22 protein-coding genes are annotated in these 23,205 nt (G+C 55.7%); 19 read left to right on the forward strand and 3 right to left on the reverse strand.

What is annotated here, in order from left to right; genetic code table 11:
* The 15 genes from H7B67_RS17105 to H7B67_RS17175 all read left to right on the forward strand — a co-directional run.
* The coding region (locus tag H7B67_RS17105; protein ID WP_185121081.1) for a WIAG-tail domain at positions 1 to 1,751 on the forward strand (1,751 nt) is incomplete at its 5' end.
* A 360-nt stretch (positions 1,752 to 2,111) separates the two neighbouring features.
* Entirely contained in the window at positions 2,112 to 2,825 is a 714-nt protein-coding gene (locus H7B67_RS17110) for a glycosyltransferase family 2 protein (protein WP_342592606.1), read from the forward strand.
* A gap of 1 nt (position 2,826) precedes the next feature.
* Positions 2,827 to 3,888: a GT-D fold domain-containing protein gene (locus H7B67_RS17115; protein WP_185121082.1), complete on the forward strand. Its 1,062-nt coding sequence runs from the start codon at positions 2,827 to 2,829 to the stop codon at positions 3,886 to 3,888.
* A gap of 15 nt (positions 3,889 to 3,903) precedes the next feature.
* A complete protein-coding gene (locus tag H7B67_RS17120) occupies positions 3,904 to 5,292 on the forward strand; it encodes a glycosyltransferase family 2 protein (protein WP_185121083.1) in 1,389 nt (462 codons plus the stop codon).
* Positions 5,293 to 5,507: 215 nt separating this feature from the next.
* Positions 5,508 to 5,795, forward strand: coding sequence for a nucleoside-diphosphate sugar epimerase (locus tag H7B67_RS17125; protein ID WP_185121084.1), 288 nt, complete (start codon positions 5,508 to 5,510; stop codon positions 5,793 to 5,795).
* A 72-nt stretch (positions 5,796 to 5,867) separates the two neighbouring features.
* Positions 5,868 to 6,203 (forward strand): alpha-helical endospore appendage domain-containing protein, encoded by a 336-nt coding sequence (locus tag H7B67_RS17130; protein ID WP_185121085.1) that lies wholly within the window; start codon positions 5,868 to 5,870, stop codon positions 6,201 to 6,203.
* Positions 6,200 to 6,508: a hypothetical protein gene (locus tag H7B67_RS17135; protein ID WP_185121086.1), complete on the forward strand. Its 309-nt coding sequence runs from the start codon at positions 6,200 to 6,202 to the stop codon at positions 6,506 to 6,508. Before H7B67_RS17130 ends, H7B67_RS17135 begins: the two co-directional genes overlap by 4 nt.
* Before the next feature lie 800 nt (positions 6,509 to 7,308).
* The gene (locus H7B67_RS17140; protein ID WP_185121087.1) at positions 7,309 to 8,427 is read left to right on the forward strand and encodes a CgeB family protein; all 1,119 of its coding nucleotides are present in this window, start codon (positions 7,309 to 7,311) and stop codon (positions 8,425 to 8,427) included.
* A 16-nt stretch (positions 8,428 to 8,443) separates the two neighbouring features.
* Complete coding sequence (locus H7B67_RS17145; RefSeq protein WP_185121088.1) at positions 8,444 to 9,619, forward strand: CgeB family protein; 1,176 nt, start codon at positions 8,444 to 8,446, stop codon at positions 9,617 to 9,619.
* Between the two features lie 85 nt (positions 9,620 to 9,704).
* A complete protein-coding gene (locus H7B67_RS17150; RefSeq protein ID WP_185121089.1) occupies positions 9,705 to 10,436 on the forward strand; it encodes a sugar phosphate nucleotidyltransferase in 732 nt (243 codons plus the stop codon).
* Between the two features lie 168 nt (positions 10,437 to 10,604).
* Positions 10,605 to 11,696: an aminoglycoside phosphotransferase family protein gene (locus H7B67_RS17155; protein ID WP_245363927.1), complete on the forward strand. Its 1,092-nt coding sequence runs from the start codon at positions 10,605 to 10,607 to the stop codon at positions 11,694 to 11,696.
* A 150-nt stretch (positions 11,697 to 11,846) separates the two neighbouring features.
* Positions 11,847 to 13,028 (forward strand): hypothetical protein, encoded by a 1,182-nt coding sequence (locus tag H7B67_RS17160; RefSeq protein WP_342592601.1) that lies wholly within the window; start codon positions 11,847 to 11,849, stop codon positions 13,026 to 13,028.
* Positions 13,029 to 13,061: 33 nt separating this feature from the next.
* Complete coding sequence (locus H7B67_RS17165; protein ID WP_185121090.1) at positions 13,062 to 14,777, forward strand: HAD-IIIC family phosphatase; 1,716 nt, start codon at positions 13,062 to 13,064, stop codon at positions 14,775 to 14,777.
* Complete coding sequence (locus H7B67_RS17170) at positions 14,774 to 15,007, forward strand: acyl carrier protein (protein WP_185121091.1); 234 nt, start codon at positions 14,774 to 14,776, stop codon at positions 15,005 to 15,007. The genes H7B67_RS17165 and H7B67_RS17170 overlap by 4 nt, the downstream gene beginning before the upstream one ends.
* Positions 15,004 to 15,588, forward strand: coding sequence for a GNAT family N-acetyltransferase (locus tag H7B67_RS17175; RefSeq protein ID WP_185121092.1), 585 nt, complete (start codon positions 15,004 to 15,006; stop codon positions 15,586 to 15,588). The genes H7B67_RS17170 and H7B67_RS17175 overlap by 4 nt, the downstream gene beginning before the upstream one ends.
* Positions 15,589 to 15,599: 11 nt before the next feature.
* Here the strand turns inward: H7B67_RS17175 and H7B67_RS17180 are convergent, their stop codons facing one another.
* Both H7B67_RS17180 and H7B67_RS17185 read right to left on the reverse strand, forming a co-directional pair.
* Positions 15,600 to 16,892 carry a UDP-glucose dehydrogenase family protein gene (locus H7B67_RS17180; protein WP_185121093.1) on the reverse strand — a complete coding sequence of 431 codons (1,293 nt, stop codon included), beginning with the start codon at positions 16,890 to 16,892 and terminating at the stop codon, positions 15,600 to 15,602.
* 67 nt (positions 16,893 to 16,959) lie between these two features.
* Positions 16,960 to 17,748, reverse strand: coding sequence for a hypothetical protein (locus H7B67_RS17185; protein ID WP_185121094.1), 789 nt, complete (start codon positions 17,746 to 17,748; stop codon positions 16,960 to 16,962).
* A gap of 286 nt (positions 17,749 to 18,034) precedes the next feature.
* Here H7B67_RS17185 and H7B67_RS17190 point away from each other — a divergent pair, with 286 nt between their 5' ends.
* From H7B67_RS17190 to H7B67_RS17200, 3 genes are read left to right on the forward strand one after another with little or no spacing between them, the layout of a single operon-like run.
* Positions 18,035 to 18,838: a glycosyltransferase family 2 protein gene (locus tag H7B67_RS17190; protein WP_185121095.1), complete on the forward strand. Its 804-nt coding sequence runs from the start codon at positions 18,035 to 18,037 to the stop codon at positions 18,836 to 18,838.
* Positions 18,838 to 19,632, forward strand: a complete 795-nt coding sequence (locus H7B67_RS17195; RefSeq protein WP_185121096.1) for a glycosyltransferase family 2 protein — start codon at positions 18,838 to 18,840, stop codon at positions 19,630 to 19,632. Before H7B67_RS17190 ends, H7B67_RS17195 begins: the two co-directional genes overlap by 1 nt.
* Positions 19,587 to 20,363, forward strand: a complete 777-nt coding sequence (locus H7B67_RS17200) for a glycosyltransferase family 2 protein (RefSeq protein WP_185121097.1) — start codon at positions 19,587 to 19,589, stop codon at positions 20,361 to 20,363. Before H7B67_RS17195 ends, H7B67_RS17200 begins: the two co-directional genes overlap by 46 nt.
* Positions 20,364 to 20,430: 67 nt before the next feature.
* Here H7B67_RS17200 and H7B67_RS17205 read toward each other — a convergent pair whose 3' ends face one another.
* Entirely contained in the window at positions 20,431 to 21,729 is a 1,299-nt protein-coding gene (locus tag H7B67_RS17205) for a nucleotide sugar dehydrogenase (protein WP_185121098.1), read from the reverse strand.
* A 171-nt stretch (positions 21,730 to 21,900) separates the two neighbouring features.
* Between H7B67_RS17205 and H7B67_RS31310 the strand changes: the two genes are divergently transcribed.
* On the forward strand, positions 21,901 to 23,187 hold the full coding sequence (locus tag H7B67_RS31310) for a DUF6395 domain-containing protein (RefSeq protein WP_185121099.1): 1,287 nt from the start codon (positions 21,901 to 21,903) through the stop codon (positions 23,185 to 23,187).
* The last annotated feature ends 18 nt before the right edge of the window (positions 23,188 to 23,205 follow it).

Genomic DNA, 23,205 nt, shown 5'->3' on the forward strand with positions numbered 1-23,205 from the left:
GCAGGCACCTGAGCGAAGGAAGCGTCGGTTCTCAGCAGCTTGCCGAGGGCAGCGTAGACGGTTCGAAGCTAGCGGCAGGCAGCGTAAATAGCTTGCACCTGAGCGAAGGAAGCGTCGGTCCGCAGCAGCTTGCCGAGGGCAGCGTAGACGGCTCGAAGCTAGCCGCTGGCAGTGTGAGCGGCTGGCACCTGAGCGAAGGAAGCGTCGGTTCTCAGCAGCTTGCCGAGGGCAGCGTAGACGGTTCGAAGCTAGCGGCAGGCAGCGTAAATAGCTGGCACCTGAGCGAAGGAAGCGTCGGTTCTCAGCAGCTTGCCGAGGGCAGCGTAGACGGTTCGAAGCTAGCGGCAGGCAGCGTAAATAGCTGGCACCTGAGCGAAGGAAGCGTCGGTTCTCAGCAGCTTGCCGAGGGCAGCGTGAACGGTTCAAAGCTGGCGGCGGGCAGCGTAAGCGGCTGGCACCTGAGCGAAGGCAGCATCGGCCCGCAGCAGCTTGCCGAGGGCAGCGTAGACGGTTCGAAGCTAGCCGCTGGCAGTGTGAGCGGCTGGCACCTGAGCGAAGGAAGCGTCGGAACGCAGCAGCTCGCGGATGGCAGCGTCGATGGATCGAAGCTGGCAGCGGGCAGCGTAAACGGCTGGCACCTGAGCGAAGGAAGCATCGGCTCGCAGCAGCTAGCGGACGGCAGCGTGAACGGATCGAAGCTGACGGCAGGAAGCGTAAGCAGCTGGCACCTGAGCGAAGGCAGCGTAGACGGCTCGAAGCTTGCGAACGGGGCGGTCTCCAGCGATAAGCTCGCAATAGGTTCCATACGGGAAGAGCAGCTCGGCGACGGAAGCATTACCGTAAATAAGCTCTCTCCCGAGCTGCAAGAGCTCATCATTGCCTCGCAGAATCCGTTCGCGGACGGAGTCGTTACTTCGGAAGCATTAGCAAACGAAAGCGTGACGAACGACAAACTGGCGAGCCGGAGCGTCGCCTCGAAGAATATCCAAACGTTCAGCATCGGGTCAGAACATCTCGCGACGGGCGCCGTCACGGCGGAGAAACTCTCGTTCAACAGCGTCAGCTCCTCCCACATGATAGCCGGTTCCGTTCAATCCCAGCATCTCGCCGCCGGCAGCGTCGGCCAAGAGCAACTGGCGGCCGGGTCCGTAGGAGAGGAGCAGTTGAACGACGGCGTCATCACCGTTCAGAAGCTTGCTCCGAGCGTATTGGATCTCTTGGCCGGAGCCGCCGCTTCGAACGCGGCGGAACCTCAGCCGATCGGAGTCCTTGAAGCGGATAAGGCCGCGCCAGGGAGCATCGGGTCCGAACAGCTTGCCGACCGCAGCATCGGTCCGGAGAAGCTGCAAGAAGGCAGCGTGGGAGAAGACCAGCTGGCGGATAACGGCATCACCGGTTCGAAAATCAGGGAAGGAAGCATTCAAAGCGCTCATCTGGCTTCCGGATCGGTTACGAGTTCCCATCTGGCCATTCTTCCCGTGCTAGCCACTCAGCCGAACGTAGCTTTGCTGTTCGGCAACGAGCGGTACGAATTCCAAGGGGTAACCGAGAGCATAGAGTTGACGGTACAGCTTGAGCAGCCGTTCCCGAATGCGTCGTACGCGATCGTCGCCATGTCGGATCATCCTTCCTGCGCTTGTATCCTGAAGAGGAAGGAACCCGAATATGCCGTGATCGAGGTCGTTCGCACCCGGTTTGCGCCGGAGCCGACGGGCTGGATCCAGTGGATCGCGGTCGGCAGCAGAGGGTAGTACGGTTGCAGCTTGCCAAACAACGGAATCGAACGAAGCGGCGGTGCGGGAGTTCTCTCCCGCACCGCCGCTTGATTGTTCCGCCGGCAATGGACAATGGTCTATCCGGCGAGCTTGCAAAGGCGTACAGATGCCGTTACGCATGTACACGTCATACATACTATGAGTTGTAAACACTTGCCCTAGCTGAGGGGAGGGATTGGTTTGGCTGTCCGAACAGGCGGCAGCAAGAAGACGGTCCGAACTCGAGCCAAGTCCCGCCGGAGGCATGTTTTCATTAGGAAGAGCGGCGCAGCTTCGGTTGCAGAATCGAAATCGGCCGCAGGCGATGCGTTTCCGTCCGATCCTCTTGTCTCGGTCATCGTTCCCGTCATGAACGAGAGAAGAACCCTGGCGAGGGTTATTCGCGAAGCGAAGAAGGTGCATCCCGGAACGGAGGTCATCGTCGTGGCGAACGGTTCGACGGACGGCTCGCTGCAGATCGCCCGAAGAAGCGGAGCCAGGGTGATCGCGTTTGACCGGCCGCTGGGACACGATGTCGGAAGAGCGGTCGGAGCGAGGGAAGCGCGGGGCCGGATTCTGCTATTTATCGATGCCGACATGGTCATACCGGCATTTAAGCTGCGTCCTTTCGTCCATGCCGTGAAGAACGGAACGGACGTGGCTCTTAACGATTACTCGGGACCGACGAGACTGGCGAGGGTTCATGGCGTCGTTCTGGCGAAGCATGTCTTGAATTCGTTGCTGAACCGCCCCGACTTGTTGGGAGCCTCGATGACCGCCGTACCTCATGCGATTAGCCGAAGGGCGCTGGAGACGATCGGGGCAGCCTCCTTATCCGTTCCTCCGCTTGCTCAAACGATGGCCGTTCATTCCCAACTGGTCGTTAAACGAGTCAAGCATGTGGACGTAGGAGCGATCAATCCGATTCGGACCAGAAGAGAGCGCGTCCGATCCCTGGAGCCTCTAATCGTCGGAGACCATCTGGAAGCCATTCATTGGTGGATAAATCAAACGGATGAACGAGGCGGCTACGAGGACGGAATCAGGCAAAGATGGATGGTGAGCAGCTGAAATGTCGAAATGGCCGCGCCGAAGATCGCAGGCGACTCCTCGGAGACTAAAGTCCGGCGCAACGTCCAAACGAACCTTCAGGAGAAAGTCAAAGGCGGATAGAAGAAAGCGGGCCGGAGGCAAGCGCCGATCCGCGCGAAGGCCGCTCCGCAGAGCCGTTCTTCCGATCATTGCGGAGAAGATTCCGCAGGAGGCGGAGGAGCAAGCAACGGATCGATATGACGAAGGGTACAAAGAGGGCTTGTACGCGGGGGGAGAAGGCTTGCTCGAGAAGCGCTTGCCCCCGAACCTGATATTCCCGGACTTGACCCTGGAGGATTTTTTGGCGGAAGGCATAGCCGCTTTGCGCTACAGGGGAATTCCGATCCTTCAGCCGGTTGACGTCTATGCGGAATTGGAGAGAATGCTGACGGCCAAGCAGCCTTATTCGCTGGTCAGACTGGGCGACGGAGAATTGCTGACGCTTGCTCAAGAGAAGGTAATGACCATTGAAGAGGTTCGCCAAAAAGGGGCATTTCTCGTCTATGCGGGAATCGACGTTCCGGATCTTCAGGCGAGCGAGGAGCTTGCGTCTTGTATCCGATCGGCTTCTCTGGTCGGCGTTCCGTTATCGAGAAGCCCGCATTTTCAACCCCTGCTGTTCGCCGTCTGGAGGGCTTACGGGATTCATCCCCATACGCTCCGGTTGACTTCGTCCACGGTCAACTATTCCTTGAACGACGAGGGGTATATGATGCGGCTCTTGACGGGCCGACGAGTTCTGGTCATTGGGGACTTGGCGGATCCGCTCGCCCAGAGCTTGATGGGAAGAGGAGTCCGGATAGCGGGGACGGTCAGTCCCGTGAGAGGGGTTTCCGACTTTCCCCGGGTCGTGGATATCGCGGCCATGTACGAGTTCGACTTGGCGCTGGTCTCCGCCGGAATCGCCGCCGTTCCCATATGCGTTCATCTTGCCAATCGGACGGGCAAGGTCGCGATCGATTTCGGACACTTGGCGAACCGGATTACCGGCTTGACGGGTCCATTCGTTCGACACCCATTGCCTGCCGCGGCAATAGAATGATGGGGAGGTGATGGCATGAAGCACGCTGCGGCGAGATCCAAACGCGTTCGACGTCGCGGGAAAATCCGCACAGCCCCCCGCTTGCGCCGCAGATTCGTCGGGAAGAGAACCGGCAAACCGGAGCCCCGCAAGGCGAGCCCGTATGACGAAGGGTACGAGGAAGGGTACCGCGAAGGCATGCAAAGAGGAGTTCAAAGCTTCTCTACTCCTTTCCCGGGAACAAGCATCATTATTCCCACTTACAACCAGATCGATTTTCTCAAGCAATGCGTGGCCAGCATCATGGAGCATACCGTTCCTCCATACGAGATCATCGTCGTAGACAACGCTTCGACCGACGGAACGGAAGCTTACTTGAAGAGCCTGGGCGGACAGGTGCGGCATCGGATACTGGACAGCAATAAGGGCTTCTCCGGCGCGATCAATGTCGGCATGATGATGGCCAAGGGCGACACTCTTTTGCTGTTGAACAACGATACGCTCGCCACCGAGCGTTGGCTGGATAATATGCTGGAGTGCTTGAATAGCGACGAGAGAATCGGCATCGTCGGGCCTGTCACGAACTATATCGGCGGAGACCAGCAGATTAACGTCCCTTATAAGGATGTCAAGGATATGCCGGCCTTCGCCCGGGAGTTTAATAAGCCCGATCCCGGCCGTTGGCGGCGGACGGATCGTCTGGTCGGGTTCTGCCTGCTCTTCAAGAGATCGTTATTCGAACAGATCGGCTACTTCGACGAAGGGTTCGAGATCGGGAATTTCGAGGACGACGATTACAATATTCGCGTTCGAATGCTGGGAAGAAGTCTGGTCGTGGCGGGGGACGCGTTTATCCACCATTACGGAAGCGTCAGCATGAAGGCTTTGGGGGATCAGGCGAAACCGATCAACGACAAGAACGAGCATTATTTCAGGGCAAAATGGGAGAATCCGTACGAATCCGTCCATCAGGTGCTGCAGCTCATAGCGGAGAATGACGATCCGGTTCAAGACGCGGGGAAGCTCTACCCTAGCGGCATTCTCGTCAAAGGGTTAAATTCGACGCCGTACTGGGTGGAGGATGGCGTGAGAAGGCCTGTCGAAGGAGAGCTAACCCTTCCTGTCACCCGAGTCTCGCAGGTCGATCTTAGAAGATGGCCGATCGCAAGTCCGATCTCCGCGGGGGAAGCGGAGCAGCGGTATGTCGGGTTGGCGAACGAGACTTCCTCCGCCCTGGCGAAGCTTCCGGACGAAACGTTCTATGTCTTGGAAGGAGCCGTCGCCAGAAAGGTGGTCAGCCGCGCGGCCATGGAGGCTTGGAAGCTGAATCGGCGCCCGATTCGTGCCATGACGCCGGAGGAACTCGCGCTTCATAAGGAAGGTCTGCCGATTATCGCGCCTCCGCAATTGCGTCAAGCTTTGTAATTCGCTTGCTAATCAGATTATCTCTTGCTGTGCGACATTCTCTGCCCTATCGGGGCGGGAATGTCGCTTTTTCCGTTGGGGCCGGGCGAACGCGGAGCTTCCGGGAAACAGCGTTCATTTGTGGCAAGCGCCGCATTGCGGCATATGCTGTAGAGGATCAGGCGAATGCCGAAATCCGTGCAGACATCGCCGTGGAATGGAGGGAGACCGTCGCGGTGCAGGAACTATTGACAGAGATCATCGTACATCTATCTCACTCTCATCAGCAGATGGCGCGAATAATGGATTCCAAGCGGCAGATCGCTGTACGCATGGCTCATATGATTCAGCTATTGCCGGATGAGCATCCGGAGCTGGATGGACTTAAGGGGCTGCTGAGCAGCTCTTCGCAAGTATCCAAGAGCGTTATCGCTTATCTGAACAGCTTGGCCGAACTCGAGGAAGCGATGGCGGACAGCTTGACGCAATTGATCAAGGCGAACGACGATTCCGATGAAGAATAGCCGGATTAGCTGAAACCAACATTGGAATTCCTCCTACCCATAGGGATTTCCGAATCGAAGGGAGGGATAGGCTTGAATAGAGAGCAAGCTTACCATCTGGCATTGGACGCGTTGGCCAAAATGCAATGGAATACGGCCATCATTCTGGAGGCTAAAGCCGCCGAAGCGGAGAAGGTGCGCACATGGCTCCTCACTCATTTTACCAATGACACGCACTTGGATCAGAAGGATCGACTGTCTACCTCTCTGCAATTCCACGACCAAACCGTGGAAGTGATCGATAGCCTGTCGAAGCTATGCCACGGGCTGAACCGCAACATGAAGGCGATTCTCGAGCCGGAAGGGGAAGGCGCCGGCGAGATGGGCGCGTTCTTCGGTGGCATGAATGCGGGAGAAACGGAAGCATGAGCAAGCTCGGCAAGGAATGGGAGGTGAAATTAAACCTCCTTCGGTCCATCACGAGAAGCCAGGAGGCGCTGGCTCGAATATTGGAAAGCGTGGCTGACGTTTCGGCGAACAGCGAGACGTCAGCGGCCGAATTTCGCGAACACATTCGGGTTTTGTCGAATATGCAGAAGGCTTTGCTCGGCGCGGTTACGGGCATGGGCTGGCAGTCTCCGAAGGAGGGAGTTCCGTCTCCCCCATGGCTGGCGAAGCAAGTCGCAACTCTATACAACGGCATGAGCGCGCGGGAGGCGGAGCGGGGTGAGTAGAGCGGGAAGGCGTCGGTCGTCGAGTCGGCCGGCCGGTTCCAATTCATCCGTCAAGAACCGCAGTCGCCGAATCGTGAACCGGCGGACTCGGAAGGCGACGGTCACGAGACGAACGGCTTCGGGGTCTCGGAATAAGCCCGTCAGGGGACGAAGAGCCAATAAGCAAGAAGCCGTCCGAACCCTTGACTACAGGCGAATCTATAACGATGGTTATAATGCGGGTTTCGCCAAGGGGTTCGAGGATGGGCACCGGCTTGCCTACGAACAACAGATCTGACGATCGGAAAGGCTGGGATCGGGCGATGCGAAGATCACGTCGAGCTAAACGCCGCTCCTATCGGGGGGGAAGGACGACAAAGCTTTCCTACCGGAAGCGGCAAACCAAAGCCAAGCGCCTCCGGAAGCCGTCTCCTCGAAGGAGCTCTTCCCCGCGCGGGAAGACGGCCGCAAGACGGAGGCGGATTCCCCGCGGACGCCGGTATCCGAAGGAGAAGAGCGTTCCTTCGGATAATGGACTTACTTACAGCGAGGCTTTTAATCAAGCTTATAACGAGGGGTTCAATGCCGGCTTCGCCCAAGGCTTGCAGGACGGGCAAGCGATGGCGATATGATCGAATTACGGCAAGCTCTAATCGAATCGGCAAGCGCCCGACGGTAACGGAAACCGTCCGGGCGCTTGCCGTTTAAGGGGAGGATCGAAGCGACGGGCAGCCCGCGGTTCCTTATATACGCTCTAGCGGACGGGCAAGTATCCATGTCCATCAGACCAGGGGCGCATATATTGAACTTGGGTGATGAACATGAGGTACCGAAGCAGGGAAAAGCTGCGAGCGATCGCCAGAAAAGAGGGCTTCGGCGCGGGTTGGACGGAGGGCTGGAGGGCGGGGGCCTGCCAGGGGATCGTCGATCGCACGCCGAATCCGGATCTCGTGCGCAGCGGACTGCGCTTGATGTACGTGCCTCAAGGGTTTCCGGCGATCGACGAAGGGATGATCTGGGCGCTGGGGCAGCTCGTATCCGAATTGATCGTCGCTCCCGCAGAACGAATGAGGGAGGCGGCTGCCGAATCCATGCCAGATCTCGTCCTGGTCATGAACGGACTGCACGTCTTTCCGCCGGATCATCTGGAGCAGGTCGCCGCTATACGGGCAATGGGAATCGCGACGGGGATCTGGTTCGTGGACGATCCGTACGCGACGGACGAAACTCCGCAAATCGCTCTCCAATACGATAAGGTATTCACTCACGAGAGGTCGTGCGTTCCTCTCTATCGTTCCGCCGGATGCAGGCAGGTTTACCACATGCCGCTAGCCGTTCATCCCGAAGTGTTCCGTCAGATGCACGTCCCGTCGGAATATCGTTCCGACATTTGTTTTATCGGCGTCGCTTTCGAGAACAGGGCGAAGCTGTTCGACGAGCTGGCCGATTTTCTTCAAGACAAGAAAGTATGGATCGCGGGAAGCCTCTGGGACCGAATGCTTCGATACGAGGACTTGTCCCGCTTTGTTCATGACGGCTGGACCCCGATCGAGGAGACGGTTAAGTACTACAACGGCGCCAAAATCGTCATTAACGTTCATCGGACGACCGAAGCCGGAGTCGACAACCGGAATGCCTTGAACTGGGGAGCGGAGTCTATCAATCCCCGAACCTACGAGATTGCGGCCTGCGGAGCCATGCAGTTGACCGATTACCGCAGCGAGCTTCCCGAGAGGTACGACGTCGGCTCGGAGATCGCCGTCTTTCGGAATGCTTCCGAGCTCATGGCGCAAATCGATTACTATCTGAACCATGAAGAAGAACGGATGAAGATGGCGGTGCGCAGCTTCCGGCGGACCAGGCGGGAACATACTTTTCTTCACCGGATCGCCCAAATGATCCCGTTGCTCGAGCAAAATCCAGAGGCGCCTGGCGAATAAGGAGGCCGAACATCGGATGGCAAGAACGAACAGGAAATCCGTTGCATCGTCATTAAGGAGACCCGACGTTCCCCACCTCGCCGAAGCAAGGAGAGGCGGCTCGGAGCTTGGGTTCAAGCATGGCCGCTGGCTGGGATTGTGCGAAGCGGTGCTCCAGAAGGCGGCCCCGGCTTTCCAGAAGCTTCCCATTAAAGTTCTCTACGTGACGACGGGCAAAGGCTTCCCTTACAGCCCGCTTGACGAAGGAATCCATAATTCCCTGACGGCATTGGCGGAACGCGTCGTGCTGGCCACTCCCAAAGAAGACGTCGTCTCCATCGCCGCATTCGAAAGGCCGGATCTCGTTCTGGCGCTGGACGGGATGGATTTTGCCGTCGATCAGGTGAAAAGGCTGCGCGATATGGGCATCCATACGGCAATCTGGTTCACCGACGACCCCTACTATACGGATATTACGTCTAAACTGGCTCCTCACTATGAAAGTGTCTTTACTCTGGAACGCAACTGCGTGCCGTTCTACCAACAGCTTGGCTGCAATCGGGTCTATAATTTGCCCCTGGGAGTCTACCCGGGGTATTATCGCCCCCGCAATCCCAGAATCAGCCTAAGAGGAGACGTATGCTTCGTCGGCACGGCCTTCTGGAACCGGGTACAGGTATTCCATGAGCTGCTGCCCCGATTGGAGTCGAGGGTCTTCCGGATCTCCGGAATATGGTGGGATCGCCTGCCCGAGTACAACAGGTGGAAAAATCGCATCGAGCTGGGGAAATGGATGGCGGCGGTGGAGACGGCGGAATATTACAATGCGCACCGCGTCGTGATCAACGTGCACAGAGCTCCTTACGACGAGACCTTCAATCAGAATTCGGCGCGCGTGTCCGCGGTCTCCCCCAATCCCAGATTGTTCGAGATCGCCGCTTGCGGCACGCTTCAGATCGTCGATCACCGGGACGATATCACCCAGTATTACGAAGCGGGATCGGAAATCGTCACCTATAGCTCGCCCGAACAGCTGGCGGAGCTTATCGATTATTACTTGGACCACGAGCAGGAGAGAGAACAGATCGCCTTGCGAGCCCTGCACAGAACGATAAGGGATCATTCTTACGAGAGCCGGCTGGCCCGTCTGCTGGAGTTGGCCTTATCGCCGTCGGGCTCCCAGCCGGAAGCGGAAGCAAGCTTGAACCCTTGACGTACAAGCGCCGTTCCGGTCATTCGCGGCCTTCATATAATGTCGTGTAAGGTAACTACCGATCCGAGTCTAGGGAGGGAAATCGTTGAAGGCTATTATCTTAGCCGGAGGCAAGGGAACAAGGCTTCAGCCCTTGACTAATTGGACGAACAAGCATTTGCTTCCCGTAGGATCCTATCCTATGATTTGCTACGGCGTTGCCAAGCTGTCGGAAGCGGGCATAAAGGATATCGCTATCGTCACCACAAGAACGGCGCTAGGCGATTTTGCGGAAGTGCTCGGAAGCGGCAGCGATTGGGGAGTATCGATCGTATACCGCGTTCAAGAAGAAGCCAGCGGAATCGCAGACGCGCTCGAGCTTGCGCGTCCCGTTATCTCCTCTCGCGATAAATTCGTCGTGCTGCTGGGAGACAACTTGTTCGAGCAGCCGCTGACTCCGTTCGCCGAAACCTTCGAGCAGCAGGAGGACGGCGCGATGGTTCTGCTGAAGGAAGTCGAGGATCCGAGAAGGTACGGAGTTCCCCGGCTGGACGAAGAGACGGGACGCATCCTGCACATCGACGAGAAACCGGACGACCCGGCGTCTTCTTACTGCGTGACGGGATTGTATTTCTATCACGCCGACGTTTTTGAAGTCATAGGGCAGATGTCGCCGTCGCTTCGGGGAGAGATGGAGATCACGGACGTGAACAACTACTATGCTCACGCCAAGCGGTTGCGTTACGGCGTGATCGACAAGTGGTGGACCGACGCGGGCACCTTCGAATCTCTCGAAGAAGCGGCGCTCAGGCTGAAGGGGACGCTTCTGCAGCGATGAACGCCGATTAATCGCGCGGATAGACGGAGAGAAGGAGTCGAGGCTATCCAAGCAGGACCGATGGAAGGATAGCCTCTTTCTTCTGCCGCGATTTCGCGAGGGGCGGTACATATTCCTTCTACATGCAGGAGTCGCGCTCGACCGATTCAACGCGAGGAGGAGCGTATCATGAGTCGCAACCGCGTCAGGCGAATCGACAAGAGATTGATTCGCAGGGTATGGAGAGAGAGAAACTTCGCCGATCGCTTCAAGGAACTGCTTCAAGGAGAAGCCAGGCTGGAACGTCGAAGCATGACTTGCCTTAAGGATTCTTACAAGAGCAGCATATGGAAGCTCGTCGTCAAAAGCGACGCCAAGAGAATACGGGTTATCCTGAAAATATCCAAGCAGCTGCGCAAGCCGCGTCCCGAAAGCACGGTGGAGAGGAACATCTACCGGAAAGCGCGCAAGATCCTGCAGCCGTTCATGCCGCAAATTTATTTGACCAAGCGCAACATAAACGGGCGCGACCTATGGGTGTTCATGGAGCATATCGAACCCATTCATGGCCGCGTGGAATACGGTCCCCAGCATTTCAAACAAATCATTCCGCTGCTTGCCAAACTCCACGCTGCCACGATGAACGAACGATTCGCCAAACAGGAGCGGGTCTTCCGCGATTGGCTTCCGCACCATCAATCGGACGAGGCCAAAAAAGAACGGCGGAGAATCAACAGAGAGACGCGCTCGTACCTCCGGCAAGCGATGAAAGTTCCTGAGCTTCGCGGCCTGTTGAAGCCTCATGAGGCTTTATTGCGCAAGCTGCTCGCCAAGGGCCCCGGGTACTTTCCCGAGGTCACCCGGGAGGGATTAAGCGTCACTCATGGGGATCTTCATACGGAGAATATCGCCAGCAATCAGTTGAACAATCCGAATTGGCAGATCAAGCTGATCGACTGGGAAGGAGCGAAATACGCCCCTTGCTGGTACGACCTTGTCTATTTGGTCGGCATCTTCTTAGCCTACAGGCGGGAATGGCAAGAGGAAGAAGAGGCCATCACGGAGCGCGCCGTCCGATTGTACGTGGACGAGATGAAGCGACATGGCATCGAGTTCAAGACGGACGGAATGACCTTGTACCGAATGGCTTATCTGAAAAGAATATTGGAGCGGGGGCTTTACCTGCAACTGAAATGGGCCGTGACCGGCCAGAAGGAAGCAAAGCTGCTTCCGGTCTATCTCCAGAAAATCAAGACCTTAAGCGGCATGCTGGTTAAATAGTCAAAAGGCTCCCGATCCGTTCGGAGCCTTTTGTTTTTAGAATCGCTTCCCTTAGCCTCTTCTCCTGCAGGGGAAGCTGCCGAGCCGATGTCACGGCAATGAGGAGCTGCATAAGATGCAGTATCAGCCTTGAGGGGGAGGATTTCGACTGTGCATTTGAATCGAGAGGGCTATGAGAAAGGCCGTGCGGACGGGTTCCAGCGAGGCAGGCAAGAAGGGTACGCCAGAGGCCTCGAAGACGCCTCCCGCATGAGGAACGCCGCGCCCGTGAGCCTGATAAGCGAGAAATGGCGGGATTATCGATTCTCCGAGAAGCTGGCCGGCCATTTCGGTTCGTCCGTCGCCTTGGTCGAAGAAAATCAGGAATGCTTGAAGGAGACGGACAAAAGCGCCATTTGGAAGCTTGAGATCCGTACCGTAACGCAGAGCGTTCCCCTCATTCTCAAAATATTCAAGGCTCCGATCGAAGGCCCGAAATGGATTGAGCTGAATACGTACCGCAAGGCGAGCGTCCTACTCTCGGATTTGATGCCCGCGGTTTACTGGACGGAAGACGTTCCGAATACGAACGAGGTTTGGGCGATCCTGGAATACGTGCCTCAATTGAAGGGACAGATCATTTTCACGCCTGACAGCTTCGACAAGATCATCCCCAGCTTGGCGAAGCTTCACGCGAGAACCCATAACGACCGTCTCTTCGAACGCTGGGACCTATTCTCGGAGTGGCTTCCCCTCTATCATTCGGATACCGCCATCGCCGAGCGCGTTCAAACCCGGGATCGGACTTTGGAGTATCTTGACAAGGCGATGGAGCATCCCGAATGGAGACAGAAGCTAAAGCCCCAATACGATAGGCTGCAGCGCTTATTAAGCAGCGGCCCGGAGTATTTCCCCGAGCTGGCCCAAGCGGGCAAGAGCGTCATTCATAACGACTTGCAGACTCCCAACATCGGCTGCGGCAACGTGCAGGAAGAGAGCTGGAACCTTAAATTCCTCGATTGGGAAGGCGCGCGATTCGCTCCTTGCTGGTTCGATATGTTCAATCTGATCGGTATCTTTTTCGCTTACCGCAAAGACTGGAGGAGCGCGGAGGAGGAAGTCGTCGCCCGCTGCGCCCCGCTTTACGCTTTGGAGATGAGCAAACACGGAGTCCGGTTCGAAGGGGATCCCGTAAGGCTGTACAAGATGGCGTACCTTCAGAAGGTATTGGAGAAAAGCTTGTTCCTGCAGCTCCAATGGGCGGTGGAGGGGCAGAAGCCGGCGTTCCTGCTGGACGGCTACCTGGACAAAATCAAAGGTTGGGGCAAGGAGCTCGGACTTCATGTCAAGTGATTCGGCTAAGATCCGGGACGGGAGAGATGCGAGATGAACGATGTATTGTCCTATCTGGATTCGGCCGATATCCTGCTCGGAACGCTTCCCTCCAGAAAGCAATTGACCGGAATTCCCGAAGCCGGGGCATCGCATACCGTCCGGATCCGGGTGAACCGAACGATGCCGTTTGAATTCGTCGCGAATTTAATGCCTCCGTTCAGCGGGCTGTGGGGAGCAGGCGTTCGCTTCGACTTCTCCGACTACGATGCGGCGCTGTCCGGTCTTGGAGAAGCGAGGGACGCGGACTTGCACATCTTCTGGATGGATTGGCGGATTTACTCCGGATCGATGGCGGCATCGGATTGCGCGAGCTGGCTGAAGGAGCGCATCAGCCGATTGCGCGAGGTAACGGACAAGCCGATTTGGGTGAACAACTGGGCGGAGAGCGGCGGAGAAGGCGAATGCCTCTACAGCGACCGGGCCAGCGATCGAGGCTGGTTTCGCTCCTTAAACGCGGCATTGTCCGAACTTGCCTTCGGCGAGCCCGGGATCGAGCTGATCGATCTGGCCTTGCTTGCTCAGGAAGACGCTTCATCCTTCTACGACGATCGCAACGACGCTATCGCCGGATATCCGTTCTCCGACCGGACGACGATCCGGATTGCCCGGCATCTTGGCGTCCATCTGCTTCCCGCCTCCCGCAATCCCCGTCTTAAAGCGATCGCGCTCGATTTGGACGACACGCTGTACGGCGGCGTTCTCGGCGAAGACGGCGCGGCGGGAGTAAGATTGACGGAAGGACACCGCCGACTGCAGAAATCGCTGCTTAGGCTCAAGCAATCCGGAATCATGCTGACAATCTGCAGCCGCAACGAAGCGAAGGACGTCGAAGATCTTTTCGAGGCAAGGGACGATTTTCCGTTGCGCTTGAAGGATTTCTCCGTTATCAAAGCCGATTGGCAGCCCAAAGCGGGCAATCTGAACGAGCTCGCCCGGCAATTGAACATCGATTGCTCGGCCATGCTCTTCGTCGACGACAATTCGGTCGAACTGCTGAAGGCTGCCGAGTCCCTGCCGGAGCTTCATCTGCTTCGGGCAAGCCGGGACGATGCGTTCGAGACCTTGCGCAAGCTTCTGCATTATCCGGGATTGTACCAGCTTCGCCGGGACAGCGAAGCGCGCAATCGGACCGCCGATATTCAAGCGGGCGCATCGCGCGAGCGGCTACGGCGGGAGTCCTCGGACTTCAACTCTTATCTGGCCGGGTTGAAGATGGTCGTTCGCCTCCACGTGAACGAGATGGCCCATGCGGATCGCTTGTACGATCTTAGCCGCAAGACGAACCAATTCAACTTGGCCTTGCGGCGGCTGACGCAGGAAGAAGCCCGGGCCGCCTTCCGCCGGGAAGAGCATCTGACGGTTACGGTCGGCCTAAGGGATAAATTGGCCGACAGCGGAATCGTCGGCGCGTTCGTCATCCGGCTTAAGGGAGAGGAAGCTCAATTGATCGAGACCCTGTTCAGCTGCAGGGCCTTGGGACGCGACGTGGAGACGCTGTCGTTCGCGCACGTACTGGAGATGCTGGCGAACAGGGGAGTCAAGCGGCTGCGGATCGACGCGAGGACCGGTCCGAGAAACGCTCCGTCGCTGGAATGGCTCGGGAGATTCGCGGATGCTCCCGGCGAGGATTGCCCCCTGCCGGACCTGAGATCCCGAGTGGCCGCGGCCTGCGGCAATCACCCGGCACAAGTGGAGGTGGCGACATGAGAGAGGAAGCAAGGGAGCAGGTGAGAGCCATCCTGTCCGAGGTTCTGGAGACGGAGGTTCCGCCGGAGGAGAATCCCGTTCGGAACGAGACTCCCGGCTGGGATTCCCTTACGCATATAGAATTGATACTTCGGCTGGAGGAGCAGTTCCGGATTCGCTTCTCCGCCGGGGAAGTATCGGACGTCCAAAGCATGGACGATCTCGTACGGTTAGTCGAGGTGAAGTCGTGAACCATCGGATCACGGTCGAACGATTCGGAGTCCGGTTGAGGCCGGTCGAGCTATCCGATGCGAGGTTTATTTACGAGCTGCGAAGATCGCCCGAATTGTCCCGCTATATCGGAGAGCTGAACGAAGACTTCGATCGGCATCAATCGTGGCTGGAGGACTACATGCATCGGGAAGGGGATTATTACTTCTGCATCGAGACGTTGGCGGGCCAACGGATCGGAACCATCTCCGTTTACGATATTGCGGCCGGCACGGGCAACTGGGGAAGATGGATCATCTCCCCGGGGTACCCGGCGGCGCCTGCCAGCGTATGGCTCATCTTCCACGTCGCGTTCGACATTCTCGGATTATCCGGCGTGTATTCCAACACGGTTATCGACAATGCCAGCGTCGTATCCTTCCATGACCGGTGCGGACTCGTTCGGAAGGGAGTCGAGCGCGGGGGATTGACGATCAAGGGAGTCTCCTACGATATGATCATCCATTCCGCCGGCAAAGAAGATTGGCCGGCCATCCGGAAGAAGCTGGAGAGGCCCGCCGCTATGGCGGAGCGGTTCCTTCTGGAGGGAGTCGAAGGTTGATCGGCTGACCGTTACCGGTAGCCGATTCCTTGATAATAGAAGCCCATTGCTTTCATATGGTCTGCATTCATCATATTTCTTCCGTCAAACAGGTTCGCCTGCTTCATGGCCGACTTTATTCCCGGCCAGTCGAGGTGACGGTACGCCTTCCATTCCGTGCAGAGGAAGACGGCGTCCGCGCCTTGCGCCGCCTCCTCCGGAGTGCCGCAAGACGTTAGGGGCTGACGCGCCAAATCCGGCGGCAGCTTGGCGATCGGATCGTGAACGCGAACGTCGGCGTTCTCGGAGAGAAGGCTGCGGATGAGCCTCAGGGAGGGAGCTTCCCGGATATCGTCGGTATCGGGCTTAAAGGCAAGGCCTAGGACGGCGACGGTTTTGCCCTGGAAGCCCCCGAGGCGAACCCGCGCCTTGTTCAGCAAATGAAGGTATTGCGTCCGGTTGATCTCCGCCGCCTCTTCGAGCAAGCCGAGCCGGGCGCCGTTCTCCCGCGCGGTCTGCAGCAACCCGGCGATGTCTTTGGGGAAGCAGGAGCCGCCGTATCCGATGCCGGCTCGCAGGAATAGAGCTCCGATTCGGGGATCGAGCCCGATCCCGCGAGCGATTTCGTTCACGTCGATGTCCAGGCTGTCGCACAAGCGGGCCAATTCGTTGATATAGGAAATCTTGGTGGCCAAGAATGCGTTAGAGGCGTATTTGATCATCTCGGCGGTACGGGGAGTCGTGACGACGAACGGGCAATTCAGCGATGCGTACAGCTTGCGTACCGCTTGGACCGCCTCCTCGCCGTCGGCTCCGATAACGACCCGGTCCGGTTGGAAGGAATCGGCCAGGGCGCTTCCTTCCCTCAGAAACTCGGGATTGGAGGCGACATCGAACGGATGCGGAGAGGGCTGAGCGGAACGGATCCACTCGGCCACCTTGGCATGCGTTCCGACCGGGACCGTGCTTTTGACGATAACCAGCCGATACCCGTCGGCATGACGGCCGATCTCTTCGGAGATTTGGCGGATATACCGCATGTCTACGCTGCCGTCCGGAAGCGGAGGGGTTCCGACGCATATAAAGATAGCGTCGCATTGCCGGATCGCCTCGGAAGCGTCCGTCGTGAACCGAATGGAGGCCTGCTGCAGATGCTTGCGAAGCAGCTCTTCCAGTCCGTCTTCATAGAATGGGATCGAACCTTGCAGGAGCGTGCGGATCTTCTCCGCATCCGGATCGAGCCCCGTGACGTTCCAGCCCATGTCCGCCAACACGAGCGCGGTCGTGGTGCCCACGTATCCGGTGCCTGCGACCAATATGTTCATTTGCAATCATTCTCCTTCCAGAGGGAATCCGCTCGATCCTCCGCCGAAGCCGATCGGCTTGCCGCGCCTATTTGCCCTGCCTATTTGCCCGGTTTCGGATGGCGACCCTTGCATCGTTGCCGATATCTCGATAGATAGGATGAAATAAGGAATGGCGCGGCTTCTGGCGAAGGGTTCGTTTAACTTCGCCGGCGGTGAAGTGGGGGCGGTATCGAATCGAACCGTCGACGGAGGAAGGATACCGCTTGATCCGGGCTCCCAGCTTGCGGGCGAGGGATACATATAGAATCTCGACGATTCCGTTGGACCGCGTACGCAGCAGCTTATCCCTGACCCGAAGAGATTTGCTGACCCGAACGATCTTTTCTACCAATCGCCTTCTGTAGATTTGCCCTACGTTAAAGCAGCATAGAAGATTTTCTTTCTTTTTGAATACCGGCTTCCAGATGGCCCATTCCTTCTTGAAATTCCGATAGGGCAGCCAATCGTCCGTAGGAGGCCGAACCCTGACCCCCATGTAATCGCATTTTTTCATTTCTTTCTTGACGAACGATTCAAAGCCTTTCCTCGCAAACAAACAGTCCGAGTCCAGATTGATCAGATAGTCGAATTTATAATCCGTGTCCACCAGCCAGTCCATGACTTCCAGCATGTAAGTAGAGATAGACGTCGGGTAAACGAGTTTTTTGCTGGTCGGACAAACAGGCACTCCTAGTCCTCGGCAAAGCTTCGGATCGTCGCCCCCGTTGTAAAGAACGATGGAGCTGTGAGGGCAGAAGCGGCGGATATTGTCGATCATGTCCTTCAAGGACTTTTTGTTGTTATGGACAAGGATGGCGAAGCAAATCTTGGACATGGCAGGCTGTCACCCTTCCGGTTAGAACTGAAGACTTCCTCTGCCAATCATTGTATTGACAAGCTTCAAGGAAAGTTCCGGACAGAAGTCTCCTCCGCGTATAAATCCCTCATTTGCAGAGGGACCATTCGCCCCGGTCATGCCTCAACCAAACGAATGTACCTTTCCTTTTACCGGGACAGCTCATAAAATACAGGACCTGACTTGATAGAAGCCGGTCGAACGCTCTCTTGACCCAGGCAGACAGGCTTGTGAACATTCGCTATACAAGGAGGAGTAGAAAAGAATGCGCCCAAGCATGGTTACGGTTATCGTCCCGACCTATAACAAAGCCAAGTTTATCGCCCGAACCTTGCGATCCATACGCGATCAAACCTTTAAAGACTGGAAAGCCATCGTCATAGACGATCATTCGACGGACGATACCGTTGCGGTCGCTAAGAGACATATCGATCCCAAGAAGATGAAGATCATCCGGAGAAAGAAGAACGAAGGGATCTGCCACTCCCTTAACGACGTGCTAAAGCACATCGATACCAAGTACTTCATTCAAGTGGACGGAGACGATTGGATATCCCCCAATACCCTTGAGATTCTTGTCAATCATATGGAGAAGAAGCCGCCCACTACCGCGCTGGCTTACGCCAATTGCGTTCATTGGAACTATAGGAACGGGAAGAATCGCTTCCGTAAGGTCGTGAAGGCCAAAGCTTTCAAGAATCGCTATGCGTTCGTCACTCATCCCGGAATGGTGTTCCCGCGCTTCTACCGGACCGAATGCGTGAAGAAGGTCGGCGGTTGGGAACTGGATAAGCTGACGAACGGCAAGCTGCTCGAGGATCGGCGAATGCTTCTAAGATTGTTGGATAAATATTCCTTTACTTATGTCGACCGGAATCTTTATCACTACCGGTACCATGGGAAAAACTTGAGCCACGTGAAGAACGCCGGATTGTACAACAAACTGGTCAAGCACTTCACGGACAAGGCCCTGAAACGATGGGGAAGGTCTTACCGTGCCGTCTACTCGGTTCCCTCCGATTGGCTGCGAATCAAACTCGTGCCGCGAGGGAAAGGAGGCAAAAAATAATGGCAAAGGTAACGGTCGTCATTCCTTTTCTGAATCGCCAGAAGCTTCTCGTCAAGGCTCTTCGCAGCGTATTCCGCCAGACCTACAAGGATTGGAAAGTGATTCTGGTCGACGACGGGTCCAAGGAACGATATTCGCAGCGCTTAAAGAGATACTTGAGGGATCCCCGGGTGAAACTAATCCGAAATCGGAAGAACCTGGGCCAATCCCGGAGTTTAAATGCCGCGTTGGCCGTCGTCGACACTCCCTATATGATTCAATTGGACAGCGACGACATGTTTTTTCCGAATACGTTGGAGCTTCTCGTCAAGGCGGCGGATAAGCTGCCTAAGAACGTGGCGGTCATTAGCGGGAACGTGCTTGTCGTCTGGGAGAATGAAAAGGGAAAAGTTATCCGCAAGAAGCTAAAAAAAGGCCGTTCCTTCTCCGACCGTTACGAATTTCTTATCGCGAACCGAAATCTAATTCCCCGATTCTATCGAACCTCCGCGTTGCGGAAAGTCGGTGGCTGGCCGATCAAGGATCCGTACAAAGGCCGATACCGGGAGGACATGTTAATGCTCTATCGGCTTATCGGTCGGTTTCGTTTCCATTGGATCGATAAAAATCTTTATATTCAGCGGGTCCATCGTTCCAACCTGACTCTCAAGAGAAAAGAGCTGCACCGGACCGTCGAATGGTCGGTGAACAACGCTTTGAAGAGATGGGGAGGCCAATATCGGCCGGTGTTCACGGTGACCAAAGACGGTTGGAAGAAAGTCAAAAAGCTGATTCCGAAATGGAAGAAACAGTGAGCCGGCTATCGAATCTCTCAAGGGAGGGAGAAGACGGGATGGTCTCCATTATTACCTGCACGATGAGACCTAACTACATGAATAGAATATTCCGGAATTACGAGAGGCAATCAGCCAAAAACAAAGAACTGATCATTATCCTTAACCGGGATAGCATGGACCTAGCCAAATGGAGAAAACGCGCGAAAAATTACCAAAATGTTAGAGTCTATCAAGTGCCTGAGAAGTGGAAATTAGGCAAATGTTTGAACTACGGCATTAGGAAAGCGAAACACAGGCTCATCGCCAAATTCGACGACGACGACTATTATGCCCCCGCTTATTTGAAGGAATCGCTTCGCGCGCTCGCCAAAAAGAAAGCCTCCATCGTCGGAAAGAACGCCTCGTACGTTTATTTCGAAGAAAAAAAAGCTCTGATGTTATATAGAGAAGGGGGAGAGAAGAAGTATCGCAAAAGGCTCAAAGGAGGCACGCTCGTCTTCCGAAAGTCGGTATGGGAAAAGGTGAAGTTCGACGAAAGGCAACCGAACGGAAGCGATCAGGACTTCTTGAGAAGGTGCAGAAAAAAGGGCTACCGGGTCTACTCCGTTTCCAAATACAATTATGTTTGCATTAGAAGAAAAAACATTCGCTCGCATACGCAAAAAACCAAAACGAGGGAATACATGGCCAGATGCAAAATGATCCGCCGCACCCGAAACTTCATCCCGATCATAACCCGCAATGGATAATAAAACGACCTTTCCGCCTTACTGAAGCGGAAAGGTCGTTTTTGCGTCACTTTAGGGGGATTTGTTCTTAGGCCCCGTTGTTATAATGCCTGCCGCCGCCTCCGAATCGAACGACCTTGGCCTTGCCGTTCAACCCTTTGGTGAGGTTGCGTGTGTCATAGACCAACGGAGCGTGATCGAGAATGAACGGAATCGGCAGCTTGGAATGCTCGGTCGCGAGGATTACGCAATCGGTATTCTCCAGAATTTGTTCGGTTAGCTCTACGCTGCGAAGCTCAAGCCCGTTTAAGGCGAGAGAGGGGACAAAAGGATCGTAATAGGATATCCGGCTTCTTTGTTCCGCTAGCAGCTGCAGGATTTCGACGGCGGCGGATTCCCGCACGTCGTTAATGTTCTTTTTGTAAGCGACGCCGACGACCAGGATCCGCGCTCCTTCCAAGCTAGCTCCCGGCAAGCAGTCTTGGACCTGCTTCACGATATGGGAAGGCATCCTGCCGTTCAGGTCGGTGGAGGCTTCGATAAAGATGCTGCTCATGCCGATCTCTTTCGCCTTCCATTGGAGGTATAGAGGATCCACCGGAATACAGTGTCCCCCGATGCCGGGTCCCGGATAGAACGCCGAGAACCCGTATGGCTTCGTCCCGGCGGCCGCGATGACCTCCCAGACGTCGACGTTCATTCGATCGCACAGGATGGCGAACTCGTTGATAAACGAAATATTGATGAAGCGATAGGAGTTCTCCAATAATTTCGCGAGCTCGGCCGCTTCGGTCGACGATACGGGAACGACCTGGTCGAACACGCGCTCGTACACCTGGGAAACTCTCCGCACGCAAGCCTCCGTAACTCCGCTTACGATCTTGGGAACCGTACGGAAGGGATGGTCTCCGTTGCCTGGATCGATACGCTCGGGCGAATAGCCCAGATAATAATCTTCGCCGACCATCAAGCCTTTCTCTTCGAACATCGGCCTTAAGATCTCGCTGGTCGTGCCCGGGTAGGTGGAGCTTTCCAGCACGATAATATGCCCTTGCCGAACGTATTCGGCGATTGCCGTTCCGGCTCGAATCAGGTAGCTCAAATCGGGAGTATGCTGTTTGTTGAGCGGAGTAGGAACGCAGATGACGATGACGTCGACATGGGCGATCGAAGCAAAATGCTCCGTGACGTCGAATCGGCCCGAATTTACGGCTTTGCTAAGCAGTTCATCCTCGATATCCGGCAAATAACTTTTCCCCCGGCGGATCGAATCGAGCTTTCTCCTATCCAGGTCGATTCCTATTAACGAGTGGCCTTCATGGTGGAATGCCAATGCCAGAGGAAGCCCGACATATCCGAGCCCGACTACAGCTATCGATTGAACCAATTGAGCACCCACCTTTATTTTCCATATTGCTATATGGTATGCAGCCGAGAAGGACTTGCTCTGGGCATTCTTGTCCGAAATGGATGAATCGCCTTATGAAGAAGTCCAATCCTCGCCTGCTAGTCCACATAAGCTGAAGGTATCAAAGCTTAATTCGAAAGAGGGATGACCGTGAAGGTAGAATACCGATTCGCCCCGGGCTTACTCGGCATGACTTTCCGTCCGGAAGAGGGAGAAGGGATGGATTCCTCGCAAAAGGTGAAGATGGGCAATCGAACGTGCACGACCTATTTGCCCGACGGACTTAACCTACGTACCTTGCATCCGGACGTGTTGGGCTTGGTTGCCTTGCTTATTGCCTATCCGTATACGAAGTCAAGAATGACCTTGCCTTACGGCGTCAGCCAAGCCTTCCACAATGAAGTGAAAAAGACAACAAACATAAGCATGCTTCCGATAGATGCCGGATTGAAACCGAGAAAGGCAAGCGCAAGTTCCGTCCCGGCCTTAGCTTACAGCGGTGGCATCGATTGTACGGCTTGCTTAGTGGTTATGCCCTCCAATACCTGTTGCGTATTCCATGAACGTACGTACCCGAAGGGCCATGCGCATAATATGAAAGCTGCGATTCATGCTTGCCAATCGCTGCAGCAGTCCGGACGCAAAGTGTACAGAATCAGATCCGACTTTGACGATGTGCGAGACCCGAAAGGATTTGCGGTCGAAATGTCGACCGCGATCCCGGCATTGCTGTTGTCGGACTTTCTCGAGTTTGATAGCGTCGCGATCGGATCTCATTTGGAGTATTTTATCGACCACTCTCGTTTTTATGAAAATAGAACGTACTCGATCCAATGGGAAAATCTTTTCCGCGCGGTGGATATTCAACTGAATCAGCCAATGGGAGGGGTTACCTCAATCGGGACTTACAAAATCGTGATGAAGTCGCCTTACATTCGGTTCGCGGAATCTTGCACGAGCGGATCGGTAGGGAAGCCGTGCATGAAATGCTTCAAATGCTTCCGCAAGCAGTTGATCAAGCTGGCGCTGCAGAGAAAACCCGTCAGCGATGCATGGTTGGATCAATGCTTTCAAACCAAGGGCATTCGCGACAAACTGCAAAAGTTTCCGATTTTCTTCGAAAACGTGATGACTTACAATACGGCTCACTACAGCGGAAACCATCCGTTAATGATCTTGCTGAAGCGAAAAACGCGGGGCGACATTACGGATGTAAGCTGGATGGAGAAATGGCATCGTCCGAGCGGGAAGCTTATTCCGACCCGGTATCGGCCGGAAATAGACAAGAACATAAGGAGATATTTGAAGGTAATGACGGATGAGGACGAGATGAAAGTGGCGAAGTGGAAACGAGATTTTGAACGACTGCCGGAGATGCCCGCGATCAAAAAACATCATAGCGCATTTGTTCATGCGATTCGTAACTTCAATTGCTAGCATAGACTGCTTTCTAAT

The sequence above is a fragment of the Cohnella thailandensis genome, assembly GCF_014212135.1.
Lineage (GTDB): Bacteria > Bacillota > Bacilli > Paenibacillales > Paenibacillaceae > Cohnella > Cohnella thailandensis.

Excerpts from the sequence above, each read along its gene's own strand:
- H7B67_RS17115 (WP_185121082.1), top strand. The coding sequence starts at position 2,827 with ATGTCGAAATGGCCGCGCCGAAGATCGCAGGCGACTCCTCGGAGACTA.
- H7B67_RS17135 (WP_185121086.1), top strand. The coding sequence starts at position 6,200 with ATGAGCAAGCTCGGCAAGGAATGGGAGGTGAAATTAAACCTCCTTCGG.
- H7B67_RS17140 (WP_185121087.1), top strand. The coding sequence starts at position 7,309 with ATGAGGTACCGAAGCAGGGAAAAGCTGCGAGCGATCGCCAGAAAAGAG.
- H7B67_RS17195 (WP_185121096.1), top strand. The coding sequence starts at position 18,838 with ATGGCAAAGGTAACGGTCGTCATTCCTTTTCTGAATCGCCAGAAGCTT.
- H7B67_RS17180 (WP_185121093.1), bottom strand. The coding sequence starts at position 16,892 with ATGAACATATTGGTCGCAGGCACCGGATACGTGGGCACCACGACCGCG.
- H7B67_RS17145 (WP_185121088.1), top strand. The coding sequence starts at position 8,444 with ATGGCAAGAACGAACAGGAAATCCGTTGCATCGTCATTAAGGAGACCC.
- H7B67_RS17165 (WP_185121090.1), top strand. The coding sequence starts at position 13,062 with ATGAACGATGTATTGTCCTATCTGGATTCGGCCGATATCCTGCTCGGA.
- H7B67_RS17185 (WP_185121094.1), bottom strand. The coding sequence starts at position 17,748 with ATGTCCAAGATTTGCTTCGCCATCCTTGTCCATAACAACAAAAAGTCC.
- H7B67_RS17155 (WP_245363927.1), top strand. The coding sequence starts at position 10,605 with ATGAGTCGCAACCGCGTCAGGCGAATCGACAAGAGATTGATTCGCAGG.
- H7B67_RS17170 (WP_185121091.1), top strand. The coding sequence starts at position 14,774 with ATGAGAGAGGAAGCAAGGGAGCAGGTGAGAGCCATCCTGTCCGAGGTT.
- H7B67_RS17190 (WP_185121095.1), top strand. The coding sequence starts at position 18,035 with ATGCGCCCAAGCATGGTTACGGTTATCGTCCCGACCTATAACAAAGCC.
- H7B67_RS17120 (WP_185121083.1), top strand. The coding sequence starts at position 3,904 with ATGAAGCACGCTGCGGCGAGATCCAAACGCGTTCGACGTCGCGGGAAA.